General features: G+C 71.7%; 17 protein-coding genes. 5 read left to right on the top strand and 12 right to left on the bottom strand.

The window, feature by feature from the left end; genetic code table 11:
• The 4 genes from ACFZBB_RS14740 to ACFZBB_RS14725 form a co-directional block, all read right to left on the bottom strand.
• Positions 1–143: DUF397 domain-containing protein (locus ACFZBB_RS14740; RefSeq protein WP_391122270.1), on the bottom strand; the 143-nt coding region annotated here is incomplete at its 3' end.
• Between the two features lie 10 nt (positions 144–153).
• On the bottom strand, positions 154–354 hold the full coding sequence (locus ACFZBB_RS14735; RefSeq protein WP_391121653.1) for a DUF397 domain-containing protein: 201 nt from the start codon (positions 352–354) through the stop codon (positions 154–156).
• A gap of 11 nt (positions 355–365) precedes the next feature.
• Positions 366–563, bottom strand: a complete 198-nt coding sequence (locus ACFZBB_RS14730; RefSeq protein ID WP_391121651.1) for a DUF397 domain-containing protein — start codon at positions 561–563, stop codon at positions 366–368.
• 3 nt (positions 564–566) lie between these two features.
• The gene (locus ACFZBB_RS14725; protein WP_391121648.1) at positions 567–1,427 is read right to left on the bottom strand and encodes a Scr1 family TA system antitoxin-like transcriptional regulator; all 861 of its coding nucleotides are present in this window, start codon (positions 1,425–1,427) and stop codon (positions 567–569) included.
• Between the two features lie 282 nt (positions 1,428–1,709).
• On the opposite strand from ACFZBB_RS14725, the gene ACFZBB_RS14720 reads away from it, so the two are divergent.
• A complete protein-coding gene (locus tag ACFZBB_RS14720; protein WP_391121645.1) occupies positions 1,710–2,126 on the top strand; it encodes an ATP-binding protein in 417 nt (138 codons plus the stop codon).
• A gap of 64 nt (positions 2,127–2,190) precedes the next feature.
• Entirely contained in the window at positions 2,191–2,895 is a 705-nt protein-coding gene (locus ACFZBB_RS14715) for a 2-phosphosulfolactate phosphatase (RefSeq protein WP_391121642.1), read from the top strand.
• Here ACFZBB_RS14715 and ACFZBB_RS14710 read toward each other — a convergent pair.
• From ACFZBB_RS14710 to pdhA, 4 genes are all read right to left on the bottom strand, one after another.
• Positions 2,876–3,070, bottom strand: coding sequence for a hypothetical protein (locus ACFZBB_RS14710; RefSeq protein WP_391121639.1), 195 nt, complete (start codon positions 3,068–3,070; stop codon positions 2,876–2,878). The genes ACFZBB_RS14715 and ACFZBB_RS14710 overlap by 20 nt on opposite strands.
• 99 nt (positions 3,071–3,169) lie before the next feature.
• Positions 3,170–4,636: a 2-oxo acid dehydrogenase subunit E2 gene (locus tag ACFZBB_RS14705; protein ID WP_391121636.1), complete on the bottom strand. Its 1,467-nt coding sequence runs from the start codon at positions 4,634–4,636 to the stop codon at positions 3,170–3,172.
• A 10-nt stretch (positions 4,637–4,646) separates the two neighbouring features.
• The gene (locus tag ACFZBB_RS14700) at positions 4,647–5,621 is read right to left on the bottom strand and encodes an alpha-ketoacid dehydrogenase subunit beta (RefSeq protein ID WP_355336735.1); all 975 of its coding nucleotides are present in this window, start codon (positions 5,619–5,621) and stop codon (positions 4,647–4,649) included.
• Position 5,622: 1 nt separating this feature from the next.
• Positions 5,623–6,831 (bottom strand): pyruvate dehydrogenase (acetyl-transferring) E1 component subunit alpha, encoded by a 1,209-nt coding sequence (gene pdhA / locus ACFZBB_RS14695; RefSeq protein WP_391121633.1) that lies wholly within the window; start codon positions 6,829–6,831, stop codon positions 5,623–5,625.
• Between the two features lie 423 nt (positions 6,832–7,254).
• On the opposite strand from pdhA, the gene ACFZBB_RS14690 reads away from it, so the two are divergent.
• A complete protein-coding gene (locus tag ACFZBB_RS14690) occupies positions 7,255–7,941 on the top strand; it encodes a response regulator (RefSeq protein ID WP_391121630.1) in 687 nt (228 codons plus the stop codon).
• Between the two features lie 65 nt (positions 7,942–8,006).
• Positions 8,007–9,041, top strand: coding sequence for a phosphotransferase (locus ACFZBB_RS14685; protein WP_391121627.1), 1,035 nt, complete (start codon positions 8,007–8,009; stop codon positions 9,039–9,041).
• A 442-nt stretch (positions 9,042–9,483) separates the two neighbouring features.
• Here ACFZBB_RS14685 and ACFZBB_RS14680 read toward each other — a convergent pair whose 3' ends face one another.
• Entirely contained in the window at positions 9,484–10,998 is a 1,515-nt protein-coding gene (locus tag ACFZBB_RS14680; RefSeq protein ID WP_391121624.1) for a protein kinase, read from the bottom strand.
• A gap of 334 nt (positions 10,999–11,332) precedes the next feature.
• Here ACFZBB_RS14680 and ACFZBB_RS14675 point away from each other — a divergent pair, with 334 nt between their 5' ends.
• Positions 11,333–13,078, top strand: coding sequence for a protein kinase (locus ACFZBB_RS14675; protein ID WP_391121621.1), 1,746 nt, complete (start codon positions 11,333–11,335; stop codon positions 13,076–13,078).
• Positions 13,079–13,133: 55 nt separating this feature from the next.
• On the opposite strand, the gene ACFZBB_RS14670 is transcribed toward ACFZBB_RS14675, so the two are convergent.
• The 3 genes from ACFZBB_RS14670 to ACFZBB_RS14660 form a co-directional block, all read right to left on the bottom strand.
• Complete coding sequence (locus ACFZBB_RS14670) at positions 13,134–13,727, bottom strand: proteasome activator (RefSeq protein ID WP_391121618.1); 594 nt, start codon at positions 13,725–13,727, stop codon at positions 13,134–13,136.
• 100 nt (positions 13,728–13,827) lie between these two features.
• Entirely contained in the window at positions 13,828–16,623 is a 2,796-nt protein-coding gene (locus ACFZBB_RS14665; protein ID WP_391122267.1) for an FtsX-like permease family protein, read from the bottom strand.
• A 128-nt stretch (positions 16,624–16,751) separates the two neighbouring features.
• Positions 16,752–17,510 carry an ATP-binding cassette domain-containing protein gene (locus tag ACFZBB_RS14660; RefSeq protein WP_391121615.1) on the bottom strand — a complete coding sequence of 253 codons (759 nt, stop codon included), beginning with the start codon at positions 17,508–17,510 and terminating at the stop codon, positions 16,752–16,754.
• Between the last annotated feature and the right edge of the window lie 244 nt (positions 17,511–17,754).

Below are 17,754 nucleotides of genomic sequence, written 5' to 3'. Positions count from 1 at the left end.
TCGACGGGGGTGAAGGCGAGGGCCGGACCCTCGGGGTTCTTCGAGTCGCGGACACGTACGGTGCCGGGCACGTTGACGGCGACCTCAACGCATTCGCCGTTCGCAGTGCTGTAGCTCGACTTCACGAAGTCGAACTGCGTCATCGCGCTCCGCCTACCTTGCGAATGCGCCCGATGCCAGGGCCCGTTGGAAGTGCGTCCACTCGACGGGGGTGAAGGCGAGGGCCGGACCCTCGGGGTTCTTCGAGTCGCGGACACGTACGGTGCCGGGCACGTTGACGGCGACCTCAACGCATTCCTGACCCGCAGGGTCCGGGCCGCTGTAGCTGGACTTCTTGAACTCGCAGTGCCTCATCGCGCATCCCCTTACGTTGCGAATGTGCCTGTCGTCAGGGCCTGTTGGAAGTGGGTCCACTCCGAGGGAGTGAAGGCCAGGGCCGGACCGTCCGGGTCCTTGGAGTCGCGGACACGTATGGTGCCGGGCACGTTGGTCGCCACCTCGACGCATTCCTGCCCGGCGTTCCCGCCGCTGTAGCTCGACTTGGTGAAATGGAACTCGGGCACGCCCTACGTCTCCTTGAGGATCCCATCGATGAGCGCAGCCGAATTGTGCTGCGCCAAGGAGAGGCGCACGAGCCGGTCGAAGATCGCGCCCTCACGGGCGGCATCGTGCTCGCTCTCCAGCCAGAGCGTAGACGAGGTGGTGTCCATGTGCACCACGTCTATCGAGCCGGGTTCCGCGAACGAGACGATGGTGAAAGCGCTGGTCATGCCGGGATGCGCGCCGGCCAAATAGGGCAGCACCTGGATCTTCACGTTGGGCAGTCGAGCCACTTCTCGCAGGTGGTCCAACTGGGCGCGCATCACGTGTCGTCCACCGACGAGTTGGCGTAGCGCGCCTTCATGCACGACTGCCCAGAGCTGGAGTGGCTGTTCACCGGTGAGCCGGACCTGGCGGGCCATCCGCGACTCCACGAACGGCTCGATCTCGTCGGGGTCGTCCCAATTTCCGTTGCCCACCGCGAGGGCGCGAGCGTAGTCCGGGGTCTGGAGCAGGCCGGGCACGATCGCCTGTTGCCAGGTTCGGATGTGGGTGGCGATGTCCTCCAGAGCGACGTACTCCACCATGTCGGACAGCGCGGGGTGCTGGTTCCACCAGCCCTTTGCCTTCCGGCGGTCGCGGTCGGTCTTCGCCAGACCGAGCAACCGGTCGAGCACGACGGAGTCCGTGACGCCGTAGAGCTTGCACAGGGCGATGACGTCGGGGTCGCGGAACGGGACCCAGCCCCGTTCCATCTTCGTCACCTTGGCCACCGACGCGCTGAGCACTTCCGCCGCGCGTGGCTGGGTCAGTCCGGCGGCCTCGCGCAGGCGGAGCAGTTCGCCGCCCAACTTGCGGGCGAGCACGGTCGATACGCGATTGCCCACATCTGCCCGGCTGGTTGCCACGGGTCGCCACCTCCCTGGAAGCGGACTCAGTCTGCAACCGATCTTCCGCAGCGGCAAGCCAGTTACGGAGATATGTTTCTCCAAGAAGGTTGCACCCAAGAAAGGGAACCCTCTACCGTCGGTGACGACCCGCTCGCACAGCGGCGCCGCACGGCGGAAGTGCACCGCTGCGTCATGCCCGGGTGGGGCGGAGGGCGTGGGGGCAACGCCACCGCCAGGGACCGTGCGCGGGCTGACGCGCGAGGCTGGGAGGTCGCCGGGATGGGCGACGCGGAGACGACGTATGACACATGCCTGTACGCACCGACGGCGCGGAGTGTGAGCAGGGCGCGGGTGCGGACCGCCGAGCTGGTGGAGAAGTGGGGGCACCCCGAAGTGGCCCGGGACGCCGGGCTGTTGGTGAGCGAGCTGGCGACCAACGCGGTCCGGTACGGGCGGGTGGCCGGGCGGCTGTTCCGGGTCGAGGTGCGGCTGGCCGACAACGTGCTGCGGGTGGGCGTCACCGACGCGCGCGGGGAGCGGCGGCCCCAGGCGCCCGAGGCCGTGAGCGACGACGACGAGTCCGGCCGGGGCTTACTGATCGTCGCGGCCGTCGCCGCCCGCTGGGCCGTCGTCCCCCTGGACGTGGGCAAAACGGTCTGGGCCGAGTTGGACCTGCCGCCCCTCGGGCGACGGTGAGGGCGAGGGCGACGAGCGGTAATCCCCAGGCTGTTCGGGGTGGACGGGCGCGAGCATGGTCGGTATGGAGACTTCATTTCTCGGGATCGGTGGGCTCGGCGAGCTGGGCCGGGCGCCGGCCGTGGCGGTGGTCGTGGACGTCATGCGGGCGTTCACCGTGGCGGCTTGGGCGCTCGGGCGGGGGGCGGAGAAGGTGGTGCTGGCCGGGTCGTTGGACGAGGCGCTGGCACTCAAGGCCCGGCATCCGGACTGGGTGGCGGTCAAGGACGGTGCGCCCGCGCCGGGGTTCGACACCGTCAACTCACCGGGCCTGATGCGGTCGCTCGACCTGGAGGGACGGACCGTCGTACAGAAGACCACGGCGGGGACGGTCGGCGCGCTCGCGGTGAAGGACGCGCCGCTGGTGCTGTGCGCCGCGTTCGTGGTGGCGGAGGCGACGGCCGACCACCTGCGGGCGCACGCGGGCGACGGCGTCACCTTCGTGGTCACCGGCGAGGACGGGCAGGCCGACGAAGACCTGGCGTGCGCTCAGTACATCGCCGGGCGGGCCGCCGGGGCCGGAACGGACGCCGCCGAGTTCCTGCGCCGCGCCGCCACGTCGCGCGCCGCCGCCGAGCTGGCGGAGGGGGTCCGCGAAGGAGTGCACCCCGACGACATCGCGCTCTGCCTCGAACTCGACCGGTTCCCCTTCGCCATGGTGGCGGCCGTGGAGGGGCCGCTCATGGTCCTGCGGGCGGCAGCGGCGTTCGTCAGGGGCGGATCGTGCTGACCAGGGAGGCGGTGGAGTTCATCGTGGACTGGATGGTGGGGGCGAGGCTGGTGGAGGAGAGGCAGAAGCCGAGGAGGACGCAGATGATGGCGTGGCTGGGCTTGAGGGACTTGTTGCGCATCATCATGGCGGCGAGGACGAGGAGCAGCAGGACGACGGAGACGGAGACGGCCATGGGGTGATGGCAGCATAAAAGGGGACGAATGGGTGGGACGCACGCACGACGGAGGGCCCGGACGTTTGTGCGTCCGGGCCCTCCGTGCGGGTGACGGTGTCAGCCCCAGGTGAGCAGCCGCTTGGGCTGTTCGAGGATGGCGGCCACGTCGGCCAGCACGCGGGAGCCGAGTTCGCCGTCGACCAGGCGGTGGTCGAAGGAGAGGGCGAGCGTGGTGACCTGACGCGGCTTCACCTTGCCCTTGTGGACCCAGGGCTGGAGCTTGATCGCGCCGAAGGCGAGAATCGCCGACTCGCCCGGGTTGAGGATGGGCGTGCCGGTGTCCACGCCGAAGACACCGACGTTGGTGATGGTCACCGTGCCGCCCTGCATCGCGGCCGGCGAGGTCTTGCCGTCACGGGCGGTGGCGACCAGTTCGCCGAGGGCGGCGGCCAGTTCGGGGAGCGTCTTGTCGTGCGCGTCCTTGATGTTGGGGACGATCAGACCGCGCGGGGTGGCGGCGGCGATCCCCAGGTTGACGTACGACTTGTGGACGATCTCCTGCGCGGCCTCGTCCCACGCGGCGTTCGCCTCGGGGTGCCGCTTGAGTGCGACCAGCAGGGCCTTCGCGACCAGCAGCAGCGGGCCGACCCGTACGCCCGTGAAGGCGCGGTCCTCCTTCAGCTCCTGGACCAGCTTCATCGTCCGCGTGATGTCGAACGTCACGAATTCCGTGACGTGCGGCGCGGTGAAGGCGCTGGTGACCATCGCCTGGGCGGTGGCCTTGCGGACGCCCTTGATCGGGATACGCGTCTCCCGGGCACCGGCGGTCGCCGAAAGCGGCTCGGGCGCGGCCGTCACCGGCGGAAGCGCGGCCGGCGGGGCCGCCGCCGCGCGGATGTCCTCGCGGGTCACCACGCCGTTCGGCCCGGTCGGCACCACGGTCGCCAGGTCGATGCCCAGCTCCTTGGCCAGCTTCCGTACCGGCGGCTTGGCCAGCGGCCGGTCCACCGCCGCCGCACGGTCGTGACCGTTCAGCTCGGCGGCCTGAGCCGGTACGGAGGGGGCCGGTACGGCAGCGGCCGGTACGTCAGGGGCCGGTACGGCAGCGGCCGGTACGGCAGCGGCCGGTACGTCAGGGGCCGCCTGCTTGCGCGGACGGCGCGTCGTGGCCGACGGCGCGACGCCGTATCCGACGAGCACCGCCTGCCGCTTGGGCTCGGCGGGCGGGGCCTCGGGGGCGGGAGTCTCCACGGGGGGCGGCTCCGCAGCCGTAACCCCGGCGGAACCGGCCGAATCGGCGGACCCTGCGGCCCCGTCCCCCCCGGCGTCCACCACGATGATCGGCGTACCGACATCCACCGTCGTGCCCTCGCCGAAGCGGATCTCGCTCACCACCCCGTCGTACGGAATGGGCAGCTCGACGGCGGCCTTCGCCGTCTCCACCTCGCAGATGACCTGCCCGTCGGTGACGGTGTCACCGACGGCCACGTACCACTTGAGGATCTCCGCCTCGGTCAGGCCCTCGCCGACATCCGGCATCCGGAATTCGCGGAAGCGCTGTGCAGGTGCGGTCATGGTCGTCACAACCCTCTCCTCAGAACGCCAGCGCGCGGTCGACGGCGTCGAGTACGCGGTCCAGGCCGGGCAGGTACTCCTCCTCCAGGCGGGCCGGCGGGTACGGGGCGTGGAAACCGCCCACCCGCAGTACCGGGGCCTCGAGGTGGTAGAAGCAGCGCTCGGTGATCCGGGCCGCGATCTCCGCGCCCGTGCCGTAGAAGACCGGGGCCTCGTGCACGACGACCAGGCGGCGGGTCTTCTCCACGGACGTCTGGAGAGTGTCGAAGTCGAGGGGCGAGAGCGAGCGCAGGTCCACGACCTCCAGGCTACGGCCCTCGTTCGAGGCGGCCGCGGCAGCCTCCAGGCAGACCTTCACCATCGGACCGTACGCGGCGAGCGTGAGGTCGGTGCCCTCCTGGGCCACGACCGCCTTGTGCGGGGAGCCGGGCACGGCCGAGGTGTCGACCTCGCCCTTGTCCCAGTAGCGCCGCTTCGGCTCGAAGAAGATCACCGGGTCGTCGCACTCGATGGCCTGCTGGAGCATCCAGTACGCGTCGGAGGCGTTCGAAGGCGTGATCACCTTCAGGCCGGGGACGTGCGCGAACAGCACCTCGGGCGACTCGCTGTGGTGCTCGACCGCGCCGATGCCGCCCGCGTACGGGATACGGATGACGACCGGCAGCTTGATCTTGCCGAGCGCGCGGGCGTGCATCTTCGCGAGCTGCGTGACGATCTGGTCGTAGGCCGGGAAGACGAAGCCGTCGAACTGGATCTCGACCACCGGGCGGTAGCCGCGCAGCGCGAGGCCGATCGCGGTGCCGACGATGCCGGACTCGGCGAGCGGGGTGTCGATGACGCGCCCCTCCCCGAAGTCCTTCTGGAGGCCGTCGGTGATCCGGAAGACGCCGCCGAGCTTGCCGACGTCCTCACCCATGACGAGGACCTTCGGGTCGTTGTCGAGCGCCGTGCGCAGCGACTCGTTCAGGGCCTTGGCGATGGACATCTGGGTCATGTCAGCGTCCCTCTCCGGAAGCGGCGCCCTCGGACTCGAACGAGGCCAGGTACGCGGCGAACTGCGCGCGCTCCTCGTCGACGAGCGCGTGCCCGTCGGCGTAGACGTTCTCGAAGATCGCCATGGTGTCCGGGTTCTCCATCGTGCGTACGCCGTCGCGCACCCGCTTGGCCAGTACGTCGCTCTCCTGCTCGATCGACGCGTAGTACGCCTCGTCGGCCAGGCCCTGCTTGTCCAGATACGTCTTCAGCCGCAGGATCGGGTCCTTCGACTCCCACTGCTCGCGCTCCTCGTCGGCGCGGTAGCGGGTCGGGTCGTCGGTCGTGGTGTGGGCGCCCATCCGGTACGTGAACGCCTCGACCAGCATCGGGCCCTGGCCGCTGCGCGCGTGCTCCAGGGCCGCACGGGTGACGGCGAGCACCGCGAGGACGTCGTTGCCGTCGACGCGGACGCCGGGGAAGCCGTATCCGGCGGCGCGCTGGTAGATCGGCACGCGGGACTGCTTCTCGGTCGGCTCGGAGATCGCCCACTGGTTGTTCTGGCAGAAGAAGACGACCGGCGCGTTGTAGACGGCGGCGAAGGTGAACGCCTCCGCCACGTCGCCCTGGCTGGAGGCGCCGTCGCCGAAGTACGCGATGACGGCCGAATCCGCGCCGTCCTTGGCCACGCCCATGGCGTAGCCGGTGGCGTGCAGCGTCTGCGAGCCGATGACGATCGTGTAGAGGTGGAAGTTGTTCTCGTTGGGGTCCCAGCCGCCGTGGTTCACACCACGGAACATGCCGAGCAGGTTGAGCGGGTCCACGTCACGGGTCCAGGCCACACCGTGCTCGCGGTAGGTCGGGAAGACGTAGTCGTCCGGGCGGGTGGCCCGCCCCGAACCGATCTGCGCGGCCTCCTGGCCGAGCAGCGAGGCCCACAGGCCCAGCTCGCCCTGGCGTTGCAGGGTGATCGCCTCGGCGTCGAAACGGCGGGTCAGCACCATGTCGCGGTACAGGCCACGCAGCTCTTCCGACGTCAGGTCGATGGAGTATTCGCCGTGCTCGACGCGCTCGCCCTCGGGCGTCAGCAACTGTACGAGTTCGGGCTCGGTGCCACGGCGCTTGGCGCCTGCTGCGCGGGTGGTCCGTCCCCTGCCCTTGGCGGGAGTGGCGGTGCTTCGCCCCCCGCTCCTGGCGGGGGTGGCCCCAGCGGCAGTGCTCTTCACGCTCACGTTCGCTCCTCCGTCTGTCCGGCCCCCGGGATCCGCCGGGCAGCCAGTGTGCGGCTCACCTGGTACGACGCGGCGCACGGGGTGTGTGCGGCATGGCCGAGCCAGGCGTGACAGTGCCCCGGCTAAGTGGCCTGCAACAGAGACGTTACCTATAACCCACGCAATCGCGCGAAGCCGTCCGACCTGCGGTTTTGCTTGGAGTTCCTAGTAAATACGCGTTACCGCAGGCCACCGGGACAACCGCACCGTATCCCGGATACGGAAAGTGCGTAAGAGGCGGCTCTGTCGTCCGTAAGAGGCGCGGGCCGTCGTCCGTAAGAGGCGCGGGCTGTCGTCCGTAAGAGGCGCGGGCTGTCGTCCGGCAGAGGCGGGGCCCGCTGTCCGTAAGAGGCGGGGAACTCCCGGCGGTGCGACGCTGGGCAGGTGCCTGTAGAAGGAAACAGCCCCACAATCCGCGTGTTCCTGCTCGACGACCACGAGGTGGTCAGGCGCGGGGTGCACGAACTCCTCTCGGCCGAGCCGGGAATCGAGATAGTCGGCGAGGCCGGGAACGCCGCGGAGGCGGTGGCGCGCATTCCGGCCACCCGCCCGGACGTCGCGGTGCTCGACGTACGGCTGCCCGACGGCAGCGGCGTCGAGGTGTGCCGCGAGGTCCGCTCGCACGACCCGTCGATCAAATGCCTGATGCTGACGTCCTTCGCGGACGACGAGGCGCTGTTCGACGCGATCATGGCGGGCGCCGCCGGATACGTGCTCAAGGTGATCCGCGGCAACGACCTGATCGACGCCATCCGCGACGTGGCCGCGGGAAAGTCGCTGCTGGACCCGGTCGCGACCGCCAAGGTCCTGGACCGGCTCCGGCACGGCGGCGCGCGCTCCGAGGGCGACGACCGTACGGCCGACCTGACCGGCCAGGAGCGCCGCATCCTCGACCTGATCGGCGAGGGCCTCACCAACCGCCAGATCGGCGAACGCCTGCACCTGGCGGAGAAGACCGTGAAGAACTACGTGTCCTCGATGCTCGCCAAGCTCGGCATGGAGCGGCGCACCCAGGCCGCCGCGTACGTGGCCCGCATGCAGGCCGAAGGCGGCCGGAGGCATATGCCCTAGCACGTCCCAGGGGGTCGGCGCCAGTCCGCGCGGGCGGGGTGTCACGGTGATCTACGCTTCTGCACGTGACGGGCACGGCGAAGGTGCCGCCGGCGCGGGCTTCGCTGACCGCTCTGCTGCGCCGCTACGAGGACGCGGGTACCCCGCTCACCTGCGTACCCGTTCCCCGGGGACTGCTCAACAAGGGCTACGAGGTGACCACCACCCGCGGCCGGTTCTTCCTCAAGCAGTACGTCGCACGGGACACCGCGGACCCCGGCGTGATCGCCCGGCAGCACCGCGCGACGCGGGGTCTGGTCGGCCTCGGACTGCCCGTCGCCGCGCCCCTGCCGGACTCCCGCGATCGTACGGTCGCGCGGCTCGGCGGCCACGGATACGCGCTCTTCCCCTGGATCGAGGGCAGGCACCGCGAGGGCACCGAGCTGACCGCCACGCAGTCGCGGCGGCTCGGCACGCTGCTCGGCATGGTGCACACCGGGCTCGCCCGCGTGCAGCCGCCCCCGCCGGAGGACCAGCGCCACCACCCGAGCGCCGACCCCGACCGTACGTACGCGCAGATCGACGAACTGCTCGCGCTGGTACGCCGGCACCGGCCGCGCGACGCCTTCGACGAACTCGCCGAGCACCGGCTGCTGGAGCGCCGCGCCCTGCTGCGCCGCCACGCCCACCGCCGACCGCCGGACGCCGACGGGACGGTCAGCGGCTGGGTGCACGGCGACTTCCACCCTCTCAACCTGCTCTACCGCGGTGAGGAGCCCGCCGCCATCGTCGACTGGGACCGGCTCGGTGTGCAGCCGCGTGCCGAGGAGGCGGTACGCGCCGCCGCCATCTTCTTCGTCCACCCGCTGGACGGGCGTCTCGACCTGCGGAAGATCCGCTCCTACGCTCGTGCCTACCGCTCCGCGACGGGGGTTCCCGTCACCGAGCTGGCCGCCGCCGTCCACCGCGTCTGGTGGGAACGCCTCAACGACTTCTGGATGCTCCAGTGGCGTTATCAGCGGCGTGACCCCCGCAGCGATCCCCTCTTCCCGCCCGCCTCCGCCCTGGCCGTCTGGTGGACGGCCGAATACGGCGCCGTCATCGACGCCTTCACGTCCTAACGGCCGCCCCCCAAGAGGGTGCCCTTACGCAGGGCGGTACGCCGAGTCCTTAGGGAGGTGCCCTTACGCAGGGCGGTACGCCGCGTCTTCAGGGGTGCCCCTGCGCGGGGCAGCACGCCGAGTCTTTGGGGGTGCCCCTGCGCAGGAGCGGTACGCCGATCTTTTTAGGGGCGCGGGGAACTGCGCCACCAGCCCCCACCGGGCTCGCAGCCCGAAAACAACAGCATCTGCCCCGCTGGGGCCGGTTTTTCGCCCGCGCCACCGCGCTGGCTGAGCGCGCAGTTCCCCGCGCCCCTAAAAGATCGGCGTGCCGCCCAGCGCAAGGGACTCGCCCGGGGCCACGCCCCTAAAAACACGGCCTGCCGCCCCGGCGGAGGACCCGCCCGGGGTCGCGCCCCGGAGGAGGGGCCCTGCGCCCGTAGGGGCACTGCCCGTGAGGGTGTCAGTTATCCGGGGTGGCCGCGTCCGACGTGGGCGGGGTCGTCGGCGGGGTGGTGGGCGGAGTGGTCGCCGGCGTCGTGGGGGGAGTGGTCGGCGGAGTCGTCGGCGGGGTGGTGGGGGGCGTGGTGGACGGAGTCGTCGCCGGGGTGGTGGACGGAGTCGTCGGCGGGGTCGTCGCCGGAGTCGTGGTCGGGTCGGTCTGGTTGGACCCGGTGTCCGTCGGCTCCGTGGACGGCGGGTCGGACGGGGTGCCCGTGTCCTGGGTCACCGACGGCGACGGGGAGTTGGCGGGCGCGCCGCCGTCCCCGCCGGTACCGCGCGTGGCGAAGTAGACGCCCAGCGCGATGGCCAGCACCGCGGCGATGGCGAAGAGCACCGGCTTGAGCCAGCGGTTGCCGCCGCCGCCCGGCGGCCGCTCGCCGTAGCCCTGACCGCCGTCGTCGTCACCGGTGCCGGAGATCCCGGCGAGCAGCGGGGCGCCGAATTCGGCGGTGGTGCTGTTGCCGGGGCGCCCCTGCGCCACGACGGTCGGCGACAGGCCGCCGGTACGGGGACCCGCGACGGGGGCGATGACGCCGGTGTTCCACATGCCGCCGGTCCAGCCGCCCTGCTGGACGAGCGCCTGGTGCGCGTACTGGACGACGCCGCGCATCTCCTCGGCGCTCTGGAAGCGGTCGTCCGGCTGCTTGGCGAGCGCGCGCAGCACGAGGCCGTCCAGCTCGGGCGGCACCCGGTCGCTGATCTGCGACGGGACCTGCGGCTCGTCCTGGACGTGCTGGTAGACCACCGAAAGCGGCGTCTCGCCGGTGAAGGGCGGACGCAGCGCCAGCAGCTCGTAGAGGAGACAGCCGGTCGCGTACAGGTCGCTGCGGTGGTCGACGGCCTTGCCGAGCGCCTGCTCGGGCGAGAGGTACTGCGGGGTGCCCATGACCATGCCGGTCTGCGTCATCGTGCTCTGGGCGCCGTGCAGCGCCCGCGCGATGCCGAAGTCCATGACCTTGACCGCGCCGTTCGTGGTGATGATCACGTTGGCGGGCTTGATGTCGCGGTGCACGATGCCGTGCTGATGGCTGTAGGCCAGCGCTTCGAGGACGCCGGAGACGATGAGCAGCGCCTGGTCGACGGGCGGCGGCTCGGCGCTGGAGAGCAGGTCCCTGATGGTGTGGCCCTCGACCAGCTCCATCACGATGTAGGGGACGGTGCCGGTGGGCGTACGGTCCTCGCCGGAGTCGTAGACCGCGACCACCGCGTGGTGGTTCAGACCCGCGACGGCCTGGGCCTCGCGGGTGAAGCGGGCCTTGGAGACCGGGTCCTCGGCGAGGTCGGTGCGCAGCAGCTTCACCGCCACGATCCGGCCCAGGCGTACGTCCTCCGCCGCGAAGACCTCGGCCATGCCGCCGCGGCCGAGCCGCCCGGTCAGCCGGTAGCGGCCCTCGCCGACGACGGTGCCCACGCCCCACTGGCCGGATGTCTCCGACGCTCCGGGGCCCGGGGCCGTCTCTTTGGGGTCGACCATCAGTCCTCGCCGTCGTTCGTACGCGGTCATCGTCCGGGCGGGCGCGCGCGGACGCCCGTATCGTACGGATGCCCCGGAGCGGCCACCGTACCGCTTTCGCGTGCTCCGCCGGGCACACGTCCGCGTCACAGCCCCTCAATACGGCGGTCCCGCGGCGATACACAGCATGTGCGTGCCCGATGTGCGTCAGGTGACGAGATGGTCAACGAACTTGACGTGTCCGTGCGATGGGCCAGACTTGGCGGGCAAGCTCGGGGACGAATATCGCCACAGGTAACCACAGGTACCGGTGCGACGCTCTCCCCGGTGGACTTTCCAGGGGGTAGCGGTACAGATGAGCGGGGACGCCACGCAGGGCGAGTACACGGGGCGCTCGGTCGGCGGCGGGCGGTACGTGCTGCGCGACCTGCTGGGCCAGGGCGGCATGGCGTCTGTGCACCTGGCACACGACACCGTGCTCGACCGGCCGGTGGCGGTCAAGACCCTCCACACCAACCTGGGCAACGAGCAGTCCTTCCGCGAGCGCTTCCGCCGCGAGGCGCAGTCCGTCGCGAAGCTGAACCACACCAACATCGTCTCCGTCTTCGACTCCGGCGAGGACACCATCGACGGCCAGCTCGTGCCGTACATCGTCATGGAGTACGTCGAGGGCAGCCCGCTCGGCGACGTGCTGGCCGCCGATGTGGCGCAGCACGGCGCGATGCCCGCCGACAAGGCCCTGAAGATCACCGGGGACGTGCTGGCGGCGCTCGCGGTCAGCCACGAGATGGGCCTGGTCCACCGGGACATCAAGCCCGGCAATGTGATGATCACCAAGCGCGGTGTGGTCAAGGTCATGGACTTCGGCATCGCGCGCGCCATGCAGTCCGGTGTCACCTCGATGACGCAGACCGGCATGGTGGTCGGCACCCCGCAGTACCTGTCGCCGGAGCAGGCGCTGGGGCGCGGTGTGGACGAGCGCTCCGACCTGTACTCGGTCGGCTGCATGCTCTTCGAGCTGCTGACCGCGCGGCTGCCCTTCGACGCGGACTCGCCGCTGGCGATGGCGTACCAGCACGTACAGGAGATCCCGCCCGCGCCGTCGACGTTCAACCGCGCGCTGGGCCCGGCCGTGGACGCGCTGGTGGCGCGCGCGCTGCGCAAGAACCCCGCGGAGCGCTTCCCGACCGCGGACGCGATGCACGACGAGTCGGACCGGGTCCTGGCGGCCACGCGGCGCGACACGATGCCGCTGATGTCCGGCTCCGCGCCGACCACCAGCAACCGCGGCGAGGACGTGGCGGCGTCGGTCTTCCCGTACGCGCAGGGCCCGCTCCAGACCCCGCCGCCGCAGATGCGGACGCCGTACGCGCCGGGCAATCCGCAGCAGGGCGGTTACGGGCAGCCCGCGCCGGCCCCGTCCCTGCCCTCGGCGTACGGCTACCCGCAGCAGTCGCAGACGCCGCCGCCGACCCCGGCGTACAACATGGCGCCCCAGATGCAGCACCAGCAGCAGATGCCGCAGCAGCGCGCGGGCGGTCTCCCGGGCGGCGGAATAGGCGGTCACGGCGGTGTCGGCGGTCACGGCGGCGGCACCGGTGGCGGCGGGAAGTCCAACACTGCGCTGATCGCCGGCGCGGCCGTCGTGGTCGTGGCCATCGCGGTGATCGTCGCGATCGTCCTGGCCAACAGCGGCGGCGGCAAGGGCAGCCCCAGCGCGGACGACCAGTCGGGCGGCCCGACGACCTCGTCCTCGACCCAGGCGTCCACCGACCCGACCACGGGCACCGGCGCGGGCGACGTCGTGAACGGCGACCAGAGCCGCACGATCGACCCCGACAAGTGCACCAAGGCGCACAACGACCTGATCTCGAACGACCCGGACGTCATGACGATGCCGGACTTCACGTCGATCTACGTGGATTCGGTCGTCGCCTGCATCAAGGCGGCGGGCTGGCAGTACACGATCAAGCAGACCGACGAGCAGCAGTGGGGCAAGGGCGCGGTGACCAGCCAGAACCCGAAGTATCTGGAGGACTACAACCCGAAGAAGGGCGGCAAGGTCACCATCTGGGTGTCCACCGGCAAGAGCTCGAACTGACCGGGCCCCCGCCGGTGCGACACCTCACCGGCTCGGATGCGGATAAAAGGCCGGACTAGAGATACGGGCCCGAGCGGGCGCCCTGGTTGCCGCCGTCGTCCTCCTCGTGGCCGCCGACGCCGGGCGGCAGGGCGCGCCGCATCTGTTCGAGCTGGGCGCGGGCCGCCATCTGCTGGGCGAACAGCGCGGTCTGGATGCCGTGGAAGAGTCCTTCGAGCCAGCCGACGAGCTGGGCCTGGGCGATCCGCAGCTCCGCCTCGCTGGGCACGCTGTCGTTGGTGAAGGGCAGCGAGAGCCGGTCCAGCTCCTCCACCAGCTCGGGCGCGAGCCCGGCCTCCAGCTCCTTCACCGAACTGGCGTGGATCTCCTTCAGGCGTACGCGGCTGGCCTCGTCGAGGGGCGCCTGGCGCACTTCCTCCAGCAACTGCTTGATCATGCTGCCGATGCGCATGACCTTCGCGGGCTGCTCGACCATCTCCGTCACCGGGATCTCGCCGTGCTCGCCGCCGTCACCGGTCGGCGCGCCTCCCAGGGCCATTCCGTCGGGACCGACGATCAGGACCTGCTGATTCGGTGAGTGCTGCGGATTCTGCGGATTCTGCGAGCTTTCCGGCGAGCGTTCGTTCATCGCGTTCATCGGCATCTCCATACCCCCATTGTCCCTTAGGACGCGCGGCGGCGTCGGCCAGGTCCCGTCTCCCGTACGGGGCCCGGCCGACGCCGCCGCCTTCCTCCGCGCGTGCCCCGGTTTACGGCTCCGCGCGGCGGGCGAGCTGGGTGCGCGAGCGGGTGACCAGGGCCGCGAGCAGAGCGGCGCCGAGCGGCACGGCGACGATGAGCAGGGCCAGCGTGCTCCACGGGACGACGATCGGCACGTGCGGCAGTCTGCTCGCGCCGCCCCAGCCCCCGTCCAGCGCCTGGTGGTAGTACTTCACCTGCTCGCGCCGCTCGGTGTGCCGCAGCCCCACCGCGGGCAGCACGCCCGCCGCCGAGCCGAGCACCACGCCCATCGTGGCGATCACCCCGCACTGGAGGCCGGAGAGCGTGCGCCGCACCCGCGGCGGCGCGCCGATCGCGGCGAGCGTCTTCAGATCGGGCTCGGCGTCGGCCTGCGCGAGCCCGGTGGCGATGCCCGCGGCGCCGATCGTGACCAGGCCGGCGAAGAGCGTCAGGGCGAGCAGCACCAGGCTGTTGTCCTTGGTGTAGCCGCGCTCCAGATAGACCTCCGTGTCGGTGCCGATCTTGGCGAGGTCGCTGTCCAGCGCCTGCCGCTCGGGGCCGTTGGGCATCCGGGCGTTGGTGTAGAAGGAGCCCAGCGGCATCGTGTCGATCCCGACGCCGTCGGCGGCCTGCTGCGGCATCACGGCCAGCAGCCCGTACGTCCGGTCACGGCCCTCGGCGGCCAGGTGCACCGGCACCGACGTGACCGGGCCGACCGGCTCCTGTCCGTCGGGCACCGGCTTGTTCGTGTCCAGGGTGATCTTCAGCTTGAGCGTGCCGCGGTCGAGGTACCCCTTGTCGAACAGCACGGTCTCACCGCGCGCCAGCGCCTGTTCCGCGTCGCCGTCCCGGATGCCGAGGGCGTGCAGGACGGCCGGGCCGCCGATCAGGACGGCGCTGCTGGTGGGCATGGCGGTCAGGCCCTCCACGTACTCGCAGCGCCAGTCGTGGGCCAGGGCGCGGCGCTCGGCCAGGGTGAGCGCGGTCGCGCCGTCCGGCCGGTCGGTCGGGCACACGTTGGCGGCCGGCTTCACCGGCTGGACGTCGCCGCAGCCGTCGCCGCCACCACCGCCCGCCTGGCAGTTCTTGCCGCCGATGACCATCGCGGACACGTCGGCGCGGCCGGAGACCGGGTAGCGCTTCTCGACCGCCGCGCGCACCGCGGTCAGGTCACGCCCGCGGTCGCTGTAGGCCGCCACCGCCACGACGCCGCGCGGCAGTTGGGCCTCGTACGCGTCCCTGTCCTGCCGGTCGGCGCTCGCGGAGTACGTGGCGACCGCGACCGTACCGGCCACGGCGGCCAGCACGGCCGCGACCGCGGGCGCCGTACGGCCCCGGTTGCGCACCGCGTCGCGCAGCGCGAGCCGCGGGGACAGCGGCAGCCACTTGCCGGTCCGGCCGAACATGCCGACCAGGGTGGGGGTGAGCGCGACGATGCCCAGCTCCGCGATGCCGGAGCCGCCGCCGACCGCGAGGGTGCTGTCGGTGCGCAGCGAGCCGAAGACCGCGATGCCGCCGCCGAGGCAGATCGCGCCGATGCCGAGGACCGGCAGCACGCGGTTGGCGTGCCGCACACCGCGCCGTCCGGTCAGCGACGCCAGCACGCTCTGCCGGGACGCGGTGACCGCGGGCACGACGGCTGCCAGCAGACCGGTGAGTACGGCCAGGCCCGCGATGCCGAGCAGTTCGAGCGGGCGCAGCGTCAGACCGCCGAAGCGGCGGCCGACGAAGTTCTCCAGCGGGGAGCGCAGCAGGACGGTGAGCAGCAGGCCGAGCAGGGTGCCGACGACGGCCGCGGCGACGCCGATCACCAGGCCGCCGGAGAGCACGATCGCCCGGATGTGGCGGCGGTCGCCGCCGTTGGCGCCGACCAGGCCGAGCTGGCGGCGCGAGCGCCGCGCGCCGACGGCGAAGGCGGGACCTGCCAGCAGGCAGATCTCCAGCATCGACAGGCCGACGATGGTCGCCGCCACGGCGACGGCCGCGGCCTTCCCCGTGTCGCTGGTGCGGTAGGGAGAGATGCCGTTGCGCGACTTCGTGTAGAGCGGCACCTCGGAGTCGGCGGGCCGGTGCAGCACCACCGCGCGGGACGTGACGTAGATGCCCTGGGCGTTGGCCCGCTGCACCATCTGCCAGGAGTAGTCGCCGCTCGGCATCCCCACCAGGTAGGTGGTGTAGGTCGAGTCGTCCTCACCGTTCAGCGCCTTGCGCGCGGCGGTGTAGGGCGCGATGAAAGCGCCCGGCCGCGCGATGACCTGCTCGGTGCCGAGCGTGTCCGGCAGGTCGTACGCGCCGACGATCTTGTACGTACGGTCCACGTCGCGGACGACGAGCTTCGAACCGACTTTCAGACCGGCGGACTTGAGGAACGCGGTGGTGGCGATGACCTCGTGGTCGGCCGCCGGGTAGCGCCCGCGGTCCAGGTGGGTGATGCCGCGCGCCAGCGGGTCGCCCGCCTCCAACTCCCGCACGGGGGCGGCGAGCAGGCCGTACTTCGTCTTGAAGCGGGCGTAGGTCTGGGAGTCGGAGATCCAGCGCGCGCCCCGGGGCAGCGCGGTCAGCGGGTCGATCGGCTTCGGGGTCTCCTGCTGTTCCGCCAGGTCCGCCGCCGACGGCGGGGCGTCCGGGTCCGCGGTGGCGTTCTTCACCGAGGTCCAGATCTCCGCGGGCGGGTCCTGGTAGATCGGCCGCCCGTTGGTGCCGGCGTCCGTGAGACGCGCGTCGGCGGCGCCGATGTCACGGCTCAGCTTCTGCTCCGGGCTCAACTGGGAGCTGCGGATGGTGATGTCGGCGGCGCTCACGCCGATGATCGGCAGCGCGATCATCGCCAGCACCATCGCGCTGCGGCCCTTGGAGCGCCAGGCGTCACGGCGGGCGATGCGGATGGCGGCGCGCCACGAGTTGAAGTTCCCCGCGCGGGCGCTCGGGCCGCGGTCCTGCGAGGTGGCACCGCTCACTGGGCCGCACCGCCGGTCAGCAGCGACTCGGCGGAGGAGCGCAGCGTCATGTCCACGACGGAGCCGTCCCGCAGGAAGACCACGCGGTCCGCCCACGCGGCGAACCGCGGCTCGTGCGTCACCAGAATGCCCGCGGCGCCCGCGTCACAGCGCGAGCGCAGCAGCGCCAGTACGGTGTCGCCGGTCTCCGAGTCCAGCGCGCCGGTGGGCTCGTCCGCCAGGACGAGGCGGCGGTCGCCGACCAGCGCGCGGGCGATGGCCACCCGCTGCTGCTGGCCGCCGGACATCTCGTCGGGGAAGCGGTCGGCCAGCTCGCCCAGGCCCATCTCCTCCAGCGCGGCGACCGCCTCGCGGCGCGCCTTGCGGGCGCCGGTGCCGTCCAGCTCGCGGGGGAGTGCCACGTTCTCGGCGGCCGTCAGCGCCGGTATCAGGTTGTAGTCCTGGAAGACGTAGCCGATGCTGCGGCGGCGCAGGGCCGCGATCTGTTTGCGGCTGGCCGTGGTCAGGTCCGTGCCCTCCACGATCACCCGGCCCGACGTCGGCAGGTCGAGGCCGCCCGCGATGGTCAGCAGCGTGGACTTGCCCGAGCCCGAGGGGCCCATCACGGCGACCAGTTCCCCCGGACGCACGTCCAGGTCTATCCCGCGCAGCGCGTGCACCTCGGTCGCTCCGGTGCCGTGCACGCGGGTGAGGGCTTCCAGACGGAGGACGGGCGCTTCCGGCGGCGCGGCTTCGGTGTGCGGCTTTACGGACATGGGTGGTGCGTCCCCCAGGGTCGTGGAGTGCTCGTGCGGCGGAGTGCTCGTGCGGCGGAGTGCTCGGGTGCTGGCGTGCTCGGGTTTCGGCGTGCTCGGGTGGTGGTGGTCCGGCCGCTGGTCGGGCGGGCCGGTCCTGGCCGGTCCGGGCGGGAGGTGGCCGCTCGACGCGGCCGGGCGTAGGGGTGGGGCGTACGGGGCCGGGCGTACGCGGTCAGGCGTACGGGGCCGGGTGCCTGTCGGC

This window comes from Streptomyces sp. NPDC008139, assembly GCF_042957025.1.
Classification (GTDB): domain Bacteria; phylum Actinomycetota; class Actinomycetes; order Streptomycetales; family Streptomycetaceae; genus Actinacidiphila.
The sequence above is the reverse complement of the archived record's forward strand: the minus strand, read 5'-3'. Positions and strand labels throughout refer to the sequence as shown.

Excerpts from the sequence above, each read along its gene's own strand:
- ACFZBB_RS14735 (WP_391121653.1), bottom strand. The coding sequence starts at position 354 with ATGAGGCACTGCGAGTTCAAGAAGTCCAGCTACAGCGGCCCGGACCCT.
- ACFZBB_RS14720 (WP_391121645.1), top strand. The coding sequence starts at position 1,710 with ATGGGCGACGCGGAGACGACGTATGACACATGCCTGTACGCACCGACG.
- ACFZBB_RS14715 (WP_391121642.1), top strand. The coding sequence starts at position 2,191 with ATGGAGACTTCATTTCTCGGGATCGGTGGGCTCGGCGAGCTGGGCCGG.
- ACFZBB_RS14710 (WP_391121639.1), bottom strand. The coding sequence starts at position 3,070 with ATGGCCGTCTCCGTCTCCGTCGTCCTGCTGCTCCTCGTCCTCGCCGCC.
- ACFZBB_RS14700 (WP_355336735.1), bottom strand. The coding sequence starts at position 5,621 with ATGACCCAGATGTCCATCGCCAAGGCCCTGAACGAGTCGCTGCGCACG.
- ACFZBB_RS14680 (WP_391121624.1), bottom strand. The coding sequence starts at position 10,998 with ATGGTCGACCCCAAAGAGACGGCCCCGGGCCCCGGAGCGTCGGAGACA.
- ACFZBB_RS14675 (WP_391121621.1), top strand. The coding sequence starts at position 11,333 with ATGAGCGGGGACGCCACGCAGGGCGAGTACACGGGGCGCTCGGTCGGC.
- ACFZBB_RS14670 (WP_391121618.1), bottom strand. The coding sequence starts at position 13,727 with ATGGAGATGCCGATGAACGCGATGAACGAACGCTCGCCGGAAAGCTCG.
- ACFZBB_RS14665 (WP_391122267.1), bottom strand. The coding sequence starts at position 16,623 with ATGATCGCGCTGCCGATCATCGGCGTGAGCGCCGCCGACATCACCATC.
- ACFZBB_RS14660 (WP_391121615.1), bottom strand. The coding sequence starts at position 17,510 with ATGTCCGTAAAGCCGCACACCGAAGCCGCGCCGCCGGAAGCGCCCGTC.